Genomic DNA, 15,315 nt, shown 5'->3' with positions numbered 1-15,315 from the left:
TCCATGAAACAGCCGATTATCACCGCCAGCCTGCTGGCGCTGGGTCTCTCCCTCGCGAGTGCCACGGCGCTGGCCAGCGAGATGGAGGAGCGGTTCCGCGAGGAGGGCCGGCAGCTCGACCTGACCGGCTTCCTGCAGTCCGACAACGACGCTCGCAGCCGCAGCTTCCTCTACGGCCGCCCGCACGAGCATGACTTCACGGTCAACGAGGCCGGCCAGTATCTGTTCGAGAGTCGCGTGCCGGGCGGGTTCTCCGAGGATTACCGCGTGGCGGCCGTGCTGCTGGATGACCAGGGGCAAGAGATCGCCCGCGGTGAGGCGCTGGGGCAGAACGGCGGCCTGGCCATGCGGCAGCGCCTGCAGCCGGGCGACTATACGCTCCGAGTGGAGGGGCAGAAGTTCGGCACCCGTGGCAAGGCGGGTAACAGCTTCTATATCACCGTCGCCGGCCTGGACGACCGCGGCCGGCGCCTGGAGGATGGCGTCAGCGATGGCCAGGGGTTTGCCTTCACCGGTAACGGCCGAGAGGGCCGTCGCAGCGTCTTCGTGCGCGGCCAGGACGACGTGGTGACCATTGCCGCGCCTGGCCAGGCGGCGGCGACCGGTACGGCGGCAGCCGCTGCGACAACCACCGGCGATGCGTTCGCGGCACAGGAAGCCGGTACCCAGGCGGGGCAGGAGCCCCTGACGCAAGAAGCCGATGCGTCACCTCGCAGCTTCGAGACCATCGTCACCGACGTCAAGATCCGCGCCAGCGGCGAGGTGCTGACCTTCGAGGTGGCCGAGCGCGGCTCTGTCGCCATCGCCACCTCGACCTACCCCAGCGGCTACGAGGACACCTATCGCATCGAGCTCGAGGTGCTCGACGAGGCCGGCCGCGTGGTGGCCGAGGGCGCCGGCCAGGGCTTCGATGGCGACGTCGACATGACCACCGAGCTGGCCCCCGGCCGCTATCGCATTCGCGTGCAAGGCCAGAAGTTCGGCTCATCCATGACGGGAGTGAACAACTACGAGCTCAAGGTGCAGCAACTGGATCGCCGCTGAGCAGCTCGGTGTTGAGCTCCGTGAAATGACGAGACCCCCAGCGCGTTTGCGCCGGGGGCCTCGCCGTCAGGCCTCAGGGCCCTGGTCGTTGTCAGGAATCCTGCTCGTCGATGATCATCTGGATCATCGCCTCGAGTTCCTCGACCTTCTCCTCGAGCGCCTTGACCTTGCCCTCTTCCTCGACGGCCTTGACGTAGTTGTCGTTGATCTTGGCCATATGCTCTTCGATGGCCTCGGAATCCATGGCCAGGGCAGAGCCGGCCATCATCAGGCTGGCGAACAGGCCGGCAATCAGCAGCTTCATCTTCATGGTGACACCTCATGGTCTTGTGGGTTGGAAGAGACCTGCCGTCAGGTCTAGGGATTGGTGTAACGGGGCAAGAAAATCTTACATGCCGTGTTGGCGTCCTTTGTTTCTCTTCCCTTCATTAGGCTTGTGGACAAAACGGCTTTCGTCAAGCGCTTGCAGGGTGAGTCCTGAGGCCGACGTGGAATGGCGTACAGCAAGATGTCCGGCATTGCGACGCGAAAGCCCCGGCCAATTAGCCGGGGCTTTGCACTGACTGGCGGCTAGAAGCTAACCATCGCCATGCCCTGCAGGCGCAGGGCGTCGCCGTCGCGGCCGTCGACCACCTGGCGGGTGTGGTAGCCAGCCTCCACGCCGTAGCTGATGCGCTCGATGGGCGACCAGATGTAGTTCAGGTGCACCGCCTCGAACTGCTCGTTGGCGCCTTCCACGCCGGCAATGCCTGCCTCCCGGGCATCGTCCAGGTCGGCCTTCGAGATGCCGTAGCCCAGGTTGATGGCACCCGGGCCTGCGGCCAGGCTCATGCCGAGGTTGACGCCCCAGGCCTCGATGGTCTCGATGCCGCCGTCCTCCAGATAGCCGGGGGCCGAGGGATTGTTCTGCAGGTATTCGCCGATGCCGTCGCCCCAGGTCACTGCACCACGCAGGGTCAGGCGCTCCGTGGCCGGGTAGCGGGCGGCCAGGTTGAGCCCCCAGCCGGTGGCGCTGTCGTCCACGCCTTGCCCCTCGACCTCCAGCTGGCGAGCCATGCCCGAGGCGGAGTAGTGCAGGCCGCCTGCCTGGTGCTGGTAGCGCAGGGTCAGGTCGGGCAGGCCGCTCTTGGCGTCTTCATGCTCGTTGTAGATGCCCCGCTTGGGGTTGAAGCTCGTGGCGACGCCGTCCCTGTAGTCCTCGGGGTCGGGGTTCTCCAGGGCGACATGCCAGTTGGCCCGGGAGTAGCGCAGCTGCGCCTTGCGACCCGCCTTGCTCTGGCCCGGCTGGGGGGCGAAGTCGATGGTGGGTATCTTGCCCAGCAGGCTGCCGAAGTTGATCCAGGTCTTGCCTGCCGTGATCCCGTTCCAGCTGCCATAGGCGTGGCGCAGGCGCAGGTCGCCGCCCTCCGGGGCATTGTCAAACCAGTCCACCTCGACCTGGGTCTTGAGCTGGCTTCCGCCTGCGGGCGTGGTGGTCATGAAGCCGATGCGGCTCTGGTAGGCATGCAGGGTAGTGTGCCCCTCGCTGCCGGACTGGCCATCGATCAGGGTCCGCGGGCGCGCGGCCAGGTCGCCGAGTTCGTTGTCGACATCGTAGATCATGTCCAGCTTGGCGTAGCCGTAGACGCTTGCGGTGGTGTCTCCCGCCTTGAAATCGATGGCATGGGAGGCGCCGGCAACGGCCATCGCGAGGCCGCCGGCCAGGACGAGTGAGGCAGGCTTGAGGGTGGCGTGAGGTGTCATGGGGCTTTTCCTTCTGCGGGTTCGCCGCCGTAGCGGAGGAGGTGCGGCGGCGCCCCTGGTTCCCTGGTTCCCTGGTGATCCCGGTGGCGCCGATGGGTGCCATGCTAACTATCTCGGCACTCCCGGCCCATGCGGTTATGGAAGAAAAAGCTTGATTTCGATCAATGAATGGAAAGATCTGTCTTTTTGGCGTACGTAATCAGCATGATCGATCAACTTGTTCGATTAAGCAGGCATTAATGCCCTGTGCCATGTCAGGGAATGGCCACTGCTCACAAAAAAGCCCCGGCCGAGTGGCCGGGGCGCAAGGATCGAATATTCAGTTGCTTGTGTCGTAAAGCGCTATCGCAATGATGGCGGGGCGGTCCCCGCCATCGGGTCGGCTTAGAAGCTGTACATCACCATGCCCTGGATGCGAGTGGCATCGCCCTCTTTATCGTCTGAGGTCTCTTTGCTGGCCCAGCTGGCCTCGATGCCGTAGCTGATGCGCTCAGCCGGCGACCAGATGTAGTTCAGATAGGCTGTTTCGTGAGTGTCAGTGCCAGAAATTTCCTCGTCGTCCAGGTCGACGGTGGCGACGTTATAGGAAGCGTTGATGGCACCCGGGCCGGCCTTGAGGCTGGCGCCGATGGTGCCGCCGGTGCTCTCCAGGGTCTCGAGGTCGCCATTACTTGCCAGGTAGGCCGGAGAGCTCTGGGGGCTGACGTTCTGGTAGCCGCCGATGCCATCGCCGTGGGTCACACCGGCACGCAGGGTCAGCGCCGGGCTTACTGCCATGGCCGCCTCAAGTGCCATGCCCCAGCCGAAGGTGGAGTCGTCGTCAACGGTGGCAGTGGGGTCGCCTTCGGCATCGTATTCGAGCCGGCGCAGCACGGCGGAGGCGGAGTACTTGAAGGGGCCAGAGGTGTCGGTATAGCGGGCAGTCAGGTCTGGCATGCTGCTCTTGGCCACATCCTCGCTCACCTGAGTGGCGTTGATGGTGTCTTCAGAACCGCCCAGCGTATCCGGATCCTCGATGGCCATGGAGAAGTTGCCGGCGGTATAGCGCAGCTGCGGCTGACGGGCCTGGTTACCAACGCCGGGAGGGCCGGTGAAGTCGATGGTCGGGGTGCCGGCCACGAAGCCGTAGAAGTTGGTCCAGTACTGGCCGGCCAGAATGCCGTTCCAGGAGCCATAGGCATGACGTAGACGGAAAGAACCCCCGCCGCTGCCATAGAAGTCGCCCTCGATCTGGGTCACCAGATCGCTGCCCGAGACCGGGGTGCTGGTCTTGAAGCCGATACGGCTCTGGTAGGCGTGCATATTGAAGTGGCCATCCTGGCTCGGCTCATCGTCCAGGGCGATCTTGCCGTGGCCGATGGAGTTGCCCAGATCGGCATCCACGTCGTAGATGATATCGAGCTTGGCGTAGCCATAGACGCTGGCCTTGGTGTCAGCTACTTCGAAATCGACGGCATGGGAAGCGCTGGCCACGGCGAGGGCCAGGGCGCTGGCGGAGAAGATGGCGGTCTGCTTGAGGCGTGTTTGAATTGTCACTTGCGGTTCCTTCGATGCGTTCCTGCCCCTGCAGGTGGGCAGCTCGTTTATTGTAGTGACCTTGACGTAAACGTAATCTTTTTGTGCATGTAAGTTGACGTTAACGTCAGGTCAAACATAACGACCTTACCCGGGGCTGACAATCGGACATGTCATTTTTACGACAAAAGGATGAGGAACCTTTCTGTAAGGTCCGCTGAGGTCATGCTTTCCGGCGCTCTGGCGGCATCGCTGGTGTTCCTGCACCCCCGAGGGAGATACCGGAACGGACCTCGTCATTTTGTGCCACCGCTTCCTGAACTACGCTTGACGAGACTCAAGGCCACTTCGGCACCGCGGGGTCGTGCCGAGCATTGAACGATCCGGACGGCAAGGAACAGGGAGTTCGCCATGACCCACCATCTCACTGGCCATTCGGCGATGCCGTCGGGCCAGGTGTCGCACTGTCAGGGCTGCAGCCTCTGTTCGCACTGCCTGCCGCTGGGGCTGGCTTACGAGGATCTCGAGCGCTTCGATGCCATCATCCTCCGGCCCCGACCGCTCAAGCGTGGGGCGCCGCTGGTGCGTCAAGGGGAACCCTTCACCAGTCTTTACGTGGTGCGCTCGGGCAGCTTCAAGCAGGTGGTGGCCGATGCTGGGCACCGCGAGCACGTGACCCATTTCCTGCTGCCCAGTGAGGTGGTGGGGCTGGACGCGGTCGGCGAGGCGGTCCACCCGACCAGCGTGGTGGCGCTGGAGAGCAGCTTCGTCTGCGAGCTGCCGTTCGGCTCGCTGGAGGCGCTGGGTGATCGGCTGCCGGCCCTGCGCGGCGCGCTCTACCGCTGCATGAGCCAGGAGCTGCATCGCGACCAGCGCCTACACTGCCTGCTCGCCTTCGCCACCGCGGAGCGGCGCATGGCAAGCTTCCTGCTCGGGATGTCCGAGCGCCATGCCGCCCGGGGTTATTCGCCCTATGGTTTCCAGCTGGCCATGTCGCGGGCCGATATCGGTAGCTTCCTGGGGCTGGCATTGGAGACCGTCAGCCGCCTGATGAGCCGCTTCCAGCGGCATGGCCTGCTCCAGGTGAGCGGGCGCGAGATGACCCTGCTGGACCTGCCGGCCCTGGAGGCCCTGGCCGAGCAGGGCGAGAGCCGGCGCTGAACGAGGGGAATTCGCCTCGGGGGTGTTCATGGCCCATGCGGCATCCTGACCCATTCCTGGTCATTTCATCCCGATTTAATATTCCCGTGCCTTATAAACTGATTCGAAAGAGCACGGGACCATGACCATGCCAATCCTTCGTCGCCTGCCGGTGGTGGCCTGCATTGCCGCCGCCTGGGCCGGTACCGCCCAGGCCGAAACCGAGATCCTCGCCACCATGATCATCGAGGGGAGCGCCGGCGTGCCCGGTGAGCTCTCGATCACGCCCCGGCAGTCTCCCGCGCCGGCGGCCGATGCCGGCGAATGGTTGCGCCGGATCAACGGTATCGAGGCGGTGCGCATGGGCGGGCACGGCCTCGACCCGGTGATTCGTGGCCAGCAAGGCAATGCGCTGAATATCCTGGTGGACGGGGGTTACGTCTTCGGCGGTTGTCCCAACCGCATGGATCCACCCACCGCCTATGCGCCGCTGCACAGCTTCGACCGGGTGACGGTGAGCAAGGGCGTGACCACCCTGCAGCACGGTGCCGGCGGCAGTGGGGGCACCGTGCTCTTCGAGCGCACCGCGCCGGACTTCGATGGCCGCGACGTCCAGCAGCAGGGCAGCGTTGGGGCGAGCTACGACGACAACGGCGAGCGCGCTGGCCTCTACGCCAACCTGGTGGCCGGTAACGAGAACGGCTACTGGCGGCTGTTCGGCGAGCGCCAGCAGGCCAACGACTACGAGGATGGCGACGGCAGGCGCATCCACAGCGGCTTCGAGACCACCAGCGGTGGCCTCACCCTGGGCTTCACGCCAACGGCCGACACCGAGCTGGCGTTCGGCTACGAGGGCGTGCGTGAACGCGACGTCAAGTTCGCCGGGGCCGGCATGGACTCCCCGGAGAGCGACAACGATACCCTGCGGGCCCGCCTCGACCACGCCTTCTCCGACACCCTGCGGGTGGAGAACCGCCTGCAGTTCACCACCATCGACCATGTGATGGACAACACCTCGCTGCGCGACGCGCCGATGATGAAGATGCGCTCGCCCACCGAGTCCGACACCCTCACCTGGAAGAGCATGGCCGTGCAGCAGTTGGCCAATAGCGACCTGCGCTTCGGGGTCAATGTGCTGCAGAACGTGCGCGACGCGCGGATCATCAACGACACCGCCGACAAGGTGGCCTTCCTCTCCTGGCCGGACGTGACCACCCGCCAGTCCGGGGTGTTCGCCGAACTGGATCACTACCTGGGCGAGCGCACCACCCTGAGCGGTGGCCTGCGCCTGGATTACTCCGAGGCCAGCGCCACTGCCGCCGACCAGGCCAGCGACACCGGTGTGGTAGCGGCCGACCTCTACCGCCGCGAGTATGGCGTGGCGGGCGACCTGGACCATGAGGCCTGGCTGGTGGGCGGCTTCCTGCGCGGCGAGCAGCGCCTCAACGACACCGACACCCTCTACGCCAGCCTGAGCCGTGCCGAGCGCGATGCCGACGCCACCGAGCGCTACTTCGCCAAGGGCGACTGGGTGGGCAACCCCCGCCTCGACCCCGAGGTCCACCATCAGCTGGACCTGGGGCTGGAGCGGCGACTGGCCAGTGGCGGCTTCGAGGTGGCGGCCTTCGCCGACCGCGTCGACGACTATATCTTCCGCGACACGCTGGATGGCGTCAGCGTCTACCGCAATATCGACGCCACCCTCTACGGCGTGGAGCTCTCCGGCGACCTGCGCTGGGCCCATCATTGGGAGACGCGCGGCCAGCTGAGCTGGGTGCGCGGCGACAACCTGGATGACGGCGGGGCCCTGGCGGATATTGCCCCGCTTCGCGGCCAGCTCTCGCAGTTCCATGTGCGCGAGGCCTGGGAGGCCGGGCTGACGGCCCGTTTCTCCGACGCCCAGGACCGTCTGGGGCCGGACGAGGTGGCCACCTCGGGCTATGTGGTGCTGGATGCCGAGGCGGCCTGGCACTGGCAGGCCATGACCCTGCGCGCCGGGGTCAGCAACCTGCTCGACAAGACCTACAGCGACTTCCTCAACCGCAACCGCAGCGCCAGCGATCCCTTCCTTGCCGAGGACCCGCAGAGCCTGGACCTGCCCCTGAACGAGCCGGGCCGCAGCCTCTGGGTGGGTGTCGACTATACCTTCTGAGGAGGAAAGGAGGGTGGCGCCAGCTTCCGCGGGGGCTGTCTCGCTGTTGTCATGATCCTCGCTGGATGCGCAGGCCATGCTGCTTGAGCTTCCTGACGACGCTGGGCTGGCTGATGCCGAGCCGTTCGGCGATGGCATAGGTCGAGGGGAGAGACGCGCAGAGCTCGGCCAGGATGGAGCGCTCAGTGCGGCTCAGGGCCTCCTTGAGGCCTTCTTCCTCGTGGAGAACCGAGGAGGTGGAGCCTGGAAAACCTGCGTCAGCGGCGTCGGCGTGCGGGGTCGCTGCGGCAGGGTGGGCCGGGTGAGGCGTGTCATCATGAATGACGTCATCGCTGGATAGCCAGGCCCGCTCCAGCCAGTTCTCCAGCTCCCGCACGTTGCCGGGCCACTCCTGGCGCATCAACGACTGCCAGCTGCTCCGGGCGAGCAGTTTCTCCTGGCCATAGCGGCGATTGAGCCGCTTCAGCTGGCGCTCCACCAGGCCGGGTATATCCTCGCGGCGTTCACGCAGTGGCGGCAGGGTGACCGGGATGACGTTCAGCCGGTAGTAGAGGTCCAGGCGGAACGCGCCTTCCTCCACGCGCCGGCTGAGGTCCTGGTTGGTGGCGACCACCAGGCGGAAGTCGACGCGACGGGACTGGTTGTCGCCCAGCCGAGAGATGCGCCCATCCTGGATGGCCTTCAGCAGCTTCGTCTGCACCCCCAGGGGCAGTTCGCCGATCTCGTCGAGAAAGAGCGTGCCACCGGCGGCCTGCTCGATCAGCCCGATGCGCCCCCCAGGCGCGGCGCCGCTGAAGGCCCCGGCGCGATAGCCGAACATCTCCGCCTCGAACAGGCTCTCCGGGATGGCGGCACAGTTGACGTCGACGAAGGGGCCATCGCGGCGTGAGCTCCAGCGATGCAGCTGGCGGGCGAAGGCCGTCTTGCCGACGCCGGACTCGCCGAGCATCATCACGTTCGCGTCCGTGGGAGCCACCCGGCGGAGCAGCAGGGCCACCTCCCGCATCAGCGGGCTCTTCACCTCCAGCTCGTCGAGCTCACTCTCCAGTGCCGCGTCCTCCTGCTCGAGTGCCTGGCTGCGCTTCAGGTGGTCGCTGAAGCGCTGCTGCAGCAGGGTGTATTCCTGCTGCAGCAACTGAAGGTCGGTGAGGTCCATGGAACGGCTGACCACGGCGACCAGCTTGCCCTCCTCGAAGACCGGGTGCGCCTGGGCGATCACGCGACGGCCGGTGGCGGTGCGCTGAACGAGTTGCGCCGGTTGGCCGGTGCGCATCACTTCCATGCTGATCGACGGCTTCAGCACGCCCTCGGCTTCCAGGCGTTGCACGCTGCTGGCACGGAGGTCCTCGCAGGAGATGCCATAGACCGCGGCGGCACTGGGACTCACATAGCGCACCTTGCCGTCGGCATCGACCACGAAGAAGTGGTCATGGGCGGTGTCGACGATGGTCCTGAGGATAAGGCTGTCGATGGTGCTCATCTGGGCGGCCTGCGATTCATTAATGCATCAATGATTCATTATTGCATCATTCCCGGGCCGTGAGCGATCCAGTTATGAATCAATGGCCCGCAACAGACCCCATGAACGCGTGTGGCATGGTTTATGCAATTCAGTAGGTAGAGCGCTTGGCGCTTTCATCACTGACCACAAGACCGAAGGACGTTCACATGAGTGAGTTCAACCAGCCACTGGGTGGCAACGAGATGCCGCGCTTCGGTGGGCCCGCGACCATGATGCGCCTGCCGACCCAGACGACGGCCGAAGGGCTGGATGCCGCCTTCATCGGCATCCCCCTGGATATCGCCACCTCCAACCGGCCGGGTACCCGCCTCGGGCCGCGCCAGATCCGCGATGAGTCGCGCATGCTGCGTCCCTATAACATGGCTACCCGCGCGGCGCCCTACGACAGCCTCCAGGTGGCGGACATCGGCGATGTGCCGATCAACACCTTCAACCTGCTCAAGACGGTGGACATCATCACCGGTTTCTACGATGAGGTGCTGCGTCATGACTGCAAACCGCTGACCCTGGGCGGTGACCACGTCATCGCCTTGCCGATCCTGCGCGCCATGGCCAAGAAGCATGGCCCGGTGGGGCTGATCCAGATCGATGCCCATGCCGACATCAACGACCACATGTTCGGCGAGCCCATCGCCCATGGCACCCCCTTCCGCCGCGCCCAGGAGGAGGGGCTGCTGGCCAAGAACAAGGTGGTGCAGATCGGCCTGCGCGGCACCGGCTATGCCGCGGAAGATTTCGACTGGTGCCGTGAGCAGGGCTTTCGCGTGGTGACCGCCGAAGAGTGCTGGTACAAGTCGCTCGAGCCGCTGATGGCCGAGGTGCGCGAGCAGATGGGCGACACGCCGGTCTACATCACCTTCGATATCGATGGCCTCGACCCCTCCATCGCCCCGGGCACCGGTACCGTCGAGATGGGTGGCCTGACCGCCCAGCAGGCCCTGGAGATCGTCCGCGGTGCCTGGGGCCTGAACGTGGTGGGAGGCGACCTGGTCGAGGTCTCACCCCCCTACGATACAAGCGGCAATACCGCCCTGGTGGGTGCCTCGCTGCTCTATGAAATGCTCTGCGTGCTGCCGGGCGTGAAGCGTCGCGATTGAAGTCTCTGGCCTACATCCGGGCCAGCCCTAGATTCAGACAATGACAACACAAGCCGAGGTCCTCCATGTCATCCTCTCTCGATAGCTCCGACAACATTGCCCTCGAAGGCGCGCCGCTCTCGCGGCACGGCCTGATCAAGTTCCTCGTGCCGTCGCTGATCGGCGTGCTGCTGTTCCTGGTGCCCTTCTCGGTAGGCGATACCATCAATATCGGCATGGGCTTCGCCGCCGATGGTCTCAAGGCCCTGTTGGGTGAGGCGCTGCCCGCCATCGCCACCCTGGTCCTCTGCCTGTCGTTTGTGCTGACCCTCTACGTGAAGGCCGCCAGGCCCTCCTGGGCGCAGGGCAGTGCGCTGGGGGAGCTGTTCGACGTGGCCCCGCTGTGGACGGTGATGCGCGGGCTCGGGGCGCTGTTCGCGCTGATGACCTACTTCCAGGTCGGGCCGGAGTTCGTCACTGCCGCCTTCACCGGTGGCGTGATGCTCAACGACCTGGCGCCGGTGCTGCTGACCTTCTTCTTCTTCGCCGCCATCCTGCTGCCGTTCCTGGTCGACTTCGGCTTCATGGAGTTCATCGGCAGTCTGCTGCGCACCCCCTTCCGCTGGATCTTCGGCCTGCCCGGCCGCAGCGCCATCGATGCCACCGCCTCCTGGATGGGCTCCGGTACCGTCGGCGTCCTGATCACCACCCAGCAGTACGAGAAGGGCTTCTACAACTGCCGCGAGGCGGCGGCCATCGCCACCAACTTCTCCATCGTCTCCATCGCCTTCGCGATCCTGGTGACCAGCTTCATCGGCATCAATCACCTCTTCGTACCCTTCTACCTGACGGTGGTGGTGGCCGGGCTGGTGGCTGCGGTGATCGTGCCGCGCCTGCCGCCGCTGTCGCTCAAGCCCAATACCTACTACGAGCCGGTGGGCTGCCAGCTGCAGGAGGAGCGCACCGGTGATCAGGGGCTGCTGCGCTATAGCCTGGGCATGGCCGTGGCCCGTGCCGAGAAGGCACCCGGTCCGCGGCAGCTGATGCGCATCGCGCTGTTCAACGTCGCCGATATCTTCTTCGGCCTGCTGCCGCTGGTCATCGCCATCGGCACCGTGGCGCTGATCCTGGCCGAGTTCACGCCGCTGTTCACCTGGCTGTCGATGCCCATGGTGCCGGTGCTGGAGTGGATGGGTCTGCCGGAAGCCGAAGCCGCGGCACCTGCCACCCTGGTGGGCTTCGCCGACATGTTCCTGCCGGCGGTGCTGGGCAGCAACATCGAGAGCGAGCTGACGCGTTTCGTGATCGCCTGCCTGTCGTTGACCCAGCTGGTCTACATGTCCGAGATCGGCGCCCTGCTGCTGAAATCGAAGATTCCCCTCAAGCTGTGGGAGCTGGTGGCGATCTTCCTGATCCGTACCGCCATCACCCTGCCGATCATCGTCGTCATGGCCCACTGGCTGGTGGGATGAGGGACCGCCCAATGACCTGTGCAGAACTGCTCATTCGCCTGCTGCGAGACACCTACGGCGTGGATACCGTCTTCGGTATCCCTGGGGTCCATACCGTCGAGCTCTATCGCGGGCTGGACGGCGGTGAGAAAGCCAGCGGCATCCGGCATGTCACCCCGCGCCACGAACAGGGCGCGGGCTTCATGGCCGACGGCTATGCCCGCGCCACCGGCCGGCCCGGGGTGTGCTTCATCATCACCGGCCCCGGCATGACCAATATCGCCACGGCCATGGGCCAGGCGCTGGCCGACTCCGTGCCGATGCTGGTGATCTCCAGCGTCAATCGTCGCGACACCCTGGGACGCGGCCAGGGGCGCCTGCATGAACTGCCGAGCCAGCAGCAGCTGATGGCGGGCCTCTCGCGGTTCAGCCATACCCTGCTGGAACCCCAGGCGCTGCCCGAGGTGCTGGCCAGGGCCTTTGCGGTGTTCGAGGGAGGGCGCCCGGGGCCGGTGCATATCCAGATCCCCATCGACCTCTTCGATGCCCCGGTCGAGGAACCGGCCAGCTGGCGACGCACGGCACTGGCCGGTGCGGCGCCGGACCCCGACGCCCTGGAGAGGGCCGCTGACTGGCTGGATCAGGCGGGGCGCCCCCTGGTGCTGCTGGGCGGCGGCTGCGTCAAGGCGCCTGAGGCGGCGCGGGCGCTGGTGGAGGCCCTGGACGCCCCGACGGTCACCACGATCAATGCCAAGGGGCTGCTGGGCCGCGACCATCCCCTGGACATGGGCGCCAATGCCTCCCTGCCCGCCGTGCGTGAGCTGGCCAGGGAGGCCGACGTGGTGCTGGCCATCGGCACCGAGCTGGGCGAGACCGATTACGACGTCGTCTTCGATGATGGCTTTAGCCTGACCGGGCGGCTGATCCGCGTGGACATCGATCCCGAGCAGCTGGCCAGAAACCACTCGGCGGACCTGGCGCTGGTGGCGGATGCCGGGCTCACCCTCAAGGCCCTGGCCAGGCGTTTTGCCAAGACGCCCCTCCAGCGAGGCGGCGTGGAACGGGCCCGGGCGACCCGGGAGGCGCTGGGGTTGGCCCAGGACCCGGCCTTCGCACCCTATGTGCCGCTGTTCGATACCCTGCGTGACACCCTGCCGGAGGCGATCCTGGTCGGTGACTCCTGTGCCACCACCTATGCCGCCAACCACCTGGTGGCCCAGCCGGCGCCGCGGCGTTTCTTCAACGCCTCGACCGGCTACGGCACGCTCGGCTACGGCCTGCCCGCCGCCATGGGCGCCAGCCTGGGGCAGCCCGAGCTGCCGGTCGTGGCGCTGGTGGGTGACGGCGGCATCATGTTCACGCTGACCGAGCTGGCCTGTGCGGTGGAAGAGGGCCTGCCGGTGGTGGTGCTGCTGTGGCACAACCACGGCTATGAAGAGATCCGCCGCTTCATGGATGGCGCGAATGTGCCGCGACTGGGGGTGGATATCCAGGCGCCGGACTTCCAGATGCTGGCCGCCGGATTCGGCTGCGTTGCCCGTCGCGTTGGCGACCCGCAGGCCCTGGCCGCGGCAATCCGCGGGCGCCCCAGGCAGGGGCCAGTGCTGATCGAGATCGACGCGGCCGCCTGGAATGCCGCGGTGCAGGAATAGCCTTCCACTGACCCGGAACCCCACTGCGAGAGAGTCACCCATGCAACAGCTGACACGACAGTTCATCGACAATCGCTGGGTCGAGAGTGCAGGCAAGCGTCGCCTGCCCGTCACCGACCCCTACCGCCAGGAGACCATCGCCGAGCTCACCGCCGGCGATGCCGCCGATGTGGACGCCGCAGTGGCCGCCGCCCGCCGTGCCCTGCCGGCCTGGCAGTCGCTGAGCGGTGAGCGGCGAGGCGCCTACCTGGCGGCCTTCGCCGACGCGCTGGAGGCGCGCCGGGATGCGTTGATACACCTCTCCTCCCGCAACAACGGCAAGGCCCTGGCCGAGGCGGGAATCGACCTGGACGATGCCATCGCCTGTTACCGCTACTACGCCGGTCAGGCCGCCGAGCTGGAGGCGCGCCAGGGGCGCATCGTCGAGCACGGCCTAGACGGCATCCGGGCCCAGACCTACGAAGACCCCGTTGGCGTGGCGGGGCTGATCACCCCCTGGAACTTTCCGCTGGTGACCAGCGCCTGGAAGATTGCCCCGGCCCTGGCGGCGGGCTGCACCGTGGTGCTCAAGCCCTCCGAGGTTACCCCGCTGCCCGAACAGGCGGTGGCCGAGATCGCCGAAGCCATCGACCTGCCCGCCGGCGTGCTCAACCTGGTACACGGCGACGGCGAGGGCATCGGGGCGCCGCTGACTGCCCACCCCGGCGTCGACAAGCTCTCCTTCACCGGCAGCAATATGGTGGGTGAGAAGGTCATGCACGCGGCGGCGAAGGGCGTGCGAAACGTCTCCCTGGAACTGGGCGGCAAGTCCCCCATCCTGGTGCTGGACGATGCCGAGATCGAACAGGCCGCCGACTGGGTGATGGCCGGCATCTACTTCAACTCCGGGCAGGTCTGCTCCGCCACCTCGCGGCTGATCGTGCACGCGGCCCTAGCCGATGGCCTTTACGACGCACTGGCTCAGCGCATGGACGCGATTCGCCTGGGCGACCCCCTGGCCGACGACACCGACATGGGCCCCATGACCAGCGCCCGCCAGCGCGAAGCGGTCGAGCGCTACCTGGCGGTGGCTCGGGAGGAGGGGCTTGTGGCGGTGCGTGATGGCCGGCATCGCCAGCTGCCCGAGCGCGGCGAGTTCGTCGCCCCGACGCTCTATCGCGATGTGCCGGTCGAGAGCCGCCTGTGGCAGGAAGAGATCTTCGGGCCGGTGCTCTGCGGGCGCAGCGTCACCAGCGACCAGGAAGCCATCGAACTCGCCAATGCCAGCCCCTTCGGCCTGGCGGCCACAGTGGTCGCCAGTGATCTCGAGCGCGCGCGAAGGGTGGGTCGCCACCTGCGTGCCGGCAGCATCTGGTATAACAGCGAGCAGGTGGTGATGCCGGAAGCCAGCTGGGGCGGCTTCGGGATCAGCGGCATCGGCCGTGAGCTGGGCCCCTGGGGGCTGGCGGAGTATCTGCAGGTCAAGCACCTGATCGGGCCCGAAGGGGGGCAGTCCGCCTGAGCAGGCTGTTCCGGCCTGTTCCCAAAGGCGGGATCTGAAGAGGGGGTAAAAGCTTGATTGTGCTGGCGCCCCCACCAGGATACGAACCTGGGACCTTCCACTTAAGTGGCTTTGCAGAAATTGTCACGTATCAATCATTTAATAGAATCAATATTTTATGAAGGCTTTTTGCTGTTTTATTGCTGTATAAGCACTTACCTCACAGGGCTTGCCGACAGGACTCCATGCACAGGGCACCGGTGATGATTGGGAAAAGCCCGATTCATCACAGTAATAGAGCTCATGCTCACCCTGGTCTTCCCGTTGATGAAGCGCCTTGAGGAGGCCCCGAGTGTTGCGGTTATTCTATGAATCCAGGATCTGCGCAAGGTGGTCAGGAAGCTGAATGATCGCCCCCGAAAACGGCTCGGCTATCGGACACCGGCGCAGGTGTTCCTGGGGGAATACTCAGGGGCCCTGGATACCGTAGGTGCCTCGCTTATTGCTTGAATTCAGGGGGCAGAGTAGACAGCCAGCGTG

The 15,315-nt window shown here is 65.9% G+C and carries 11 protein-coding genes and 2 pseudogenes; 8 read left to right on the top strand and 5 right to left on the bottom strand.

The window, feature by feature from the left end; translation table 11 throughout:
* The first annotated feature begins 3 nt into the window (after positions 1 to 3).
* The gene (locus M8009_RS07380; protein WP_250060183.1) at positions 4 to 1,044 is read left to right on the top strand and encodes a hypothetical protein; all 1,041 of its coding nucleotides are present in this window, start codon (positions 4 to 6) and stop codon (positions 1,042 to 1,044) included.
* A gap of 91 nt (positions 1,045 to 1,135) precedes the next feature.
* Here the strand turns inward: M8009_RS07380 and M8009_RS07375 are convergent, their stop codons facing one another.
* The 3 genes from M8009_RS07375 to M8009_RS07365 all read right to left on the bottom strand — a co-directional run bounded on the left by M8009_RS07375 (position 1,136) and on the right by M8009_RS07365 (position 4,323).
* Entirely contained in the window at positions 1,136 to 1,354 is a 219-nt protein-coding gene (locus M8009_RS07375) for a hypothetical protein (protein ID WP_250060182.1), read from the bottom strand.
* A gap of 260 nt (positions 1,355 to 1,614) precedes the next feature.
* Positions 1,615 to 2,787, bottom strand: a complete 1,173-nt coding sequence (locus M8009_RS07370; RefSeq protein ID WP_250060181.1) for a hypothetical protein — start codon at positions 2,785 to 2,787, stop codon at positions 1,615 to 1,617.
* 384 nt (positions 2,788 to 3,171) lie between these two features.
* On the bottom strand, positions 3,172 to 4,323 hold the full coding sequence (locus M8009_RS07365) for a DcaP family trimeric outer membrane transporter (RefSeq protein ID WP_250060180.1): 1,152 nt from the start codon (positions 4,321 to 4,323) through the stop codon (positions 3,172 to 3,174).
* Positions 4,324 to 4,713: 390 nt separating this feature from the next.
* On the opposite strand from M8009_RS07365, the gene fnr reads away from it, so the two are divergent.
* Complete coding sequence (fnr, locus tag M8009_RS07360) at positions 4,714 to 5,463, top strand: fumarate/nitrate reduction transcriptional regulator Fnr (RefSeq protein ID WP_250060179.1); 750 nt, start codon at positions 4,714 to 4,716, stop codon at positions 5,461 to 5,463.
* 127 nt (positions 5,464 to 5,590) lie between these two features.
* Entirely contained in the window at positions 5,591 to 7,594 is a 2,004-nt protein-coding gene (locus M8009_RS07355) for a TonB-dependent receptor domain-containing protein (protein ID WP_250060178.1), read from the top strand.
* A gap of 49 nt (positions 7,595 to 7,643) precedes the next feature.
* Here M8009_RS07355 and M8009_RS07350 read toward each other — a convergent pair whose 3' ends face one another.
* Positions 7,644 to 9,074: a sigma-54 interaction domain-containing protein gene (locus M8009_RS07350; RefSeq protein WP_250060177.1), complete on the bottom strand. Its 1,431-nt coding sequence runs from the start codon at positions 9,072 to 9,074 to the stop codon at positions 7,644 to 7,646.
* 188 nt (positions 9,075 to 9,262) lie between these two features.
* Here M8009_RS07350 and speB point away from each other — a divergent pair, with 188 nt between their 5' ends.
* From speB to M8009_RS07330, 4 genes are all read left to right on the top strand, one after another.
* Positions 9,263 to 10,213, top strand: coding sequence for an agmatinase (speB, locus tag M8009_RS07345; protein WP_250060176.1), 951 nt, complete (start codon positions 9,263 to 9,265; stop codon positions 10,211 to 10,213).
* Positions 10,214 to 10,278: 65 nt separating this feature from the next.
* Complete coding sequence (locus tag M8009_RS07340) at positions 10,279 to 11,664, top strand: YjiH family protein (protein WP_250060175.1); 1,386 nt, start codon at positions 10,279 to 10,281, stop codon at positions 11,662 to 11,664.
* Positions 11,665 to 11,675: 11 nt separating this feature from the next.
* Positions 11,676 to 13,295, top strand: a complete 1,620-nt coding sequence (locus M8009_RS07335) for a 5-guanidino-2-oxopentanoate decarboxylase (protein WP_250060174.1) — start codon at positions 11,676 to 11,678, stop codon at positions 13,293 to 13,295.
* 40 nt (positions 13,296 to 13,335) lie between these two features.
* Positions 13,336 to 14,796 carry an aldehyde dehydrogenase family protein gene (locus M8009_RS07330; RefSeq protein WP_250060173.1) on the top strand — a complete coding sequence of 487 codons (1,461 nt, stop codon included), beginning with the start codon at positions 13,336 to 13,338 and terminating at the stop codon, positions 14,794 to 14,796.
* Between the two features lie 183 nt (positions 14,797 to 14,979).
* Here the strand turns inward: M8009_RS07330 and M8009_RS07325 are convergent.
* Positions 14,980 to 15,135: pseudogene (locus M8009_RS07325) on the bottom strand (IS630-like element ISHsp2 family transposase); the annotation flags it as partial.
* Between the two features lie 18 nt (positions 15,136 to 15,153).
* On the opposite strand from M8009_RS07325, the pseudogene M8009_RS19310 reads away from it, so the two are divergent.
* Positions 15,154 to 15,285, top strand: a pseudogene (locus M8009_RS19310) (IS30 family transposase); the annotation flags it as partial.
* Positions 15,286 to 15,315 lie beyond the last annotated feature (30 nt).

This window comes from Halomonas gemina, from assembly GCF_023554995.1.
GTDB classification, from domain to species: domain Bacteria; phylum Pseudomonadota; class Gammaproteobacteria; order Pseudomonadales; family Halomonadaceae; genus Halomonas; species Halomonas gemina.
This window is presented reverse-complemented; position numbering and strand designations above follow the sequence as displayed.

What these genes read in the sequence shown, in the direction of transcription:
- M8009_RS07330 (WP_250060173.1), top strand. Translation starts at nt 13,336, where the DNA reads ATGCAACAGCTGACACGACAGTTCATCGACAATCGCTGGGTCGAGAGT.
- M8009_RS07380 (WP_250060183.1), top strand. Translation starts at nt 4, where the DNA reads ATGAAACAGCCGATTATCACCGCCAGCCTGCTGGCGCTGGGTCTCTCC.
- M8009_RS07350 (WP_250060177.1), bottom strand. Translation starts at nt 9,074, where the DNA reads ATGAGCACCATCGACAGCCTTATCCTCAGGACCATCGTCGACACCGCC.
- M8009_RS07340 (WP_250060175.1), top strand. Translation starts at nt 10,279, where the DNA reads ATGTCATCCTCTCTCGATAGCTCCGACAACATTGCCCTCGAAGGCGCG.
- M8009_RS07335 (WP_250060174.1), top strand. Translation starts at nt 11,676, where the DNA reads ATGACCTGTGCAGAACTGCTCATTCGCCTGCTGCGAGACACCTACGGC.
- M8009_RS07375 (WP_250060182.1), bottom strand. Translation starts at nt 1,354, where the DNA reads ATGAAGATGAAGCTGCTGATTGCCGGCCTGTTCGCCAGCCTGATGATG.
- fnr (WP_250060179.1), top strand. Translation starts at nt 4,714, where the DNA reads ATGACCCACCATCTCACTGGCCATTCGGCGATGCCGTCGGGCCAGGTG.
- M8009_RS07355 (WP_250060178.1), top strand. Translation starts at nt 5,591, where the DNA reads ATGCCAATCCTTCGTCGCCTGCCGGTGGTGGCCTGCATTGCCGCCGCC.
- M8009_RS07370 (WP_250060181.1), bottom strand. Translation starts at nt 2,787, where the DNA reads ATGACACCTCACGCCACCCTCAAGCCTGCCTCACTCGTCCTGGCCGGC.
- speB (WP_250060176.1), top strand. Translation starts at nt 9,263, where the DNA reads ATGAGTGAGTTCAACCAGCCACTGGGTGGCAACGAGATGCCGCGCTTC.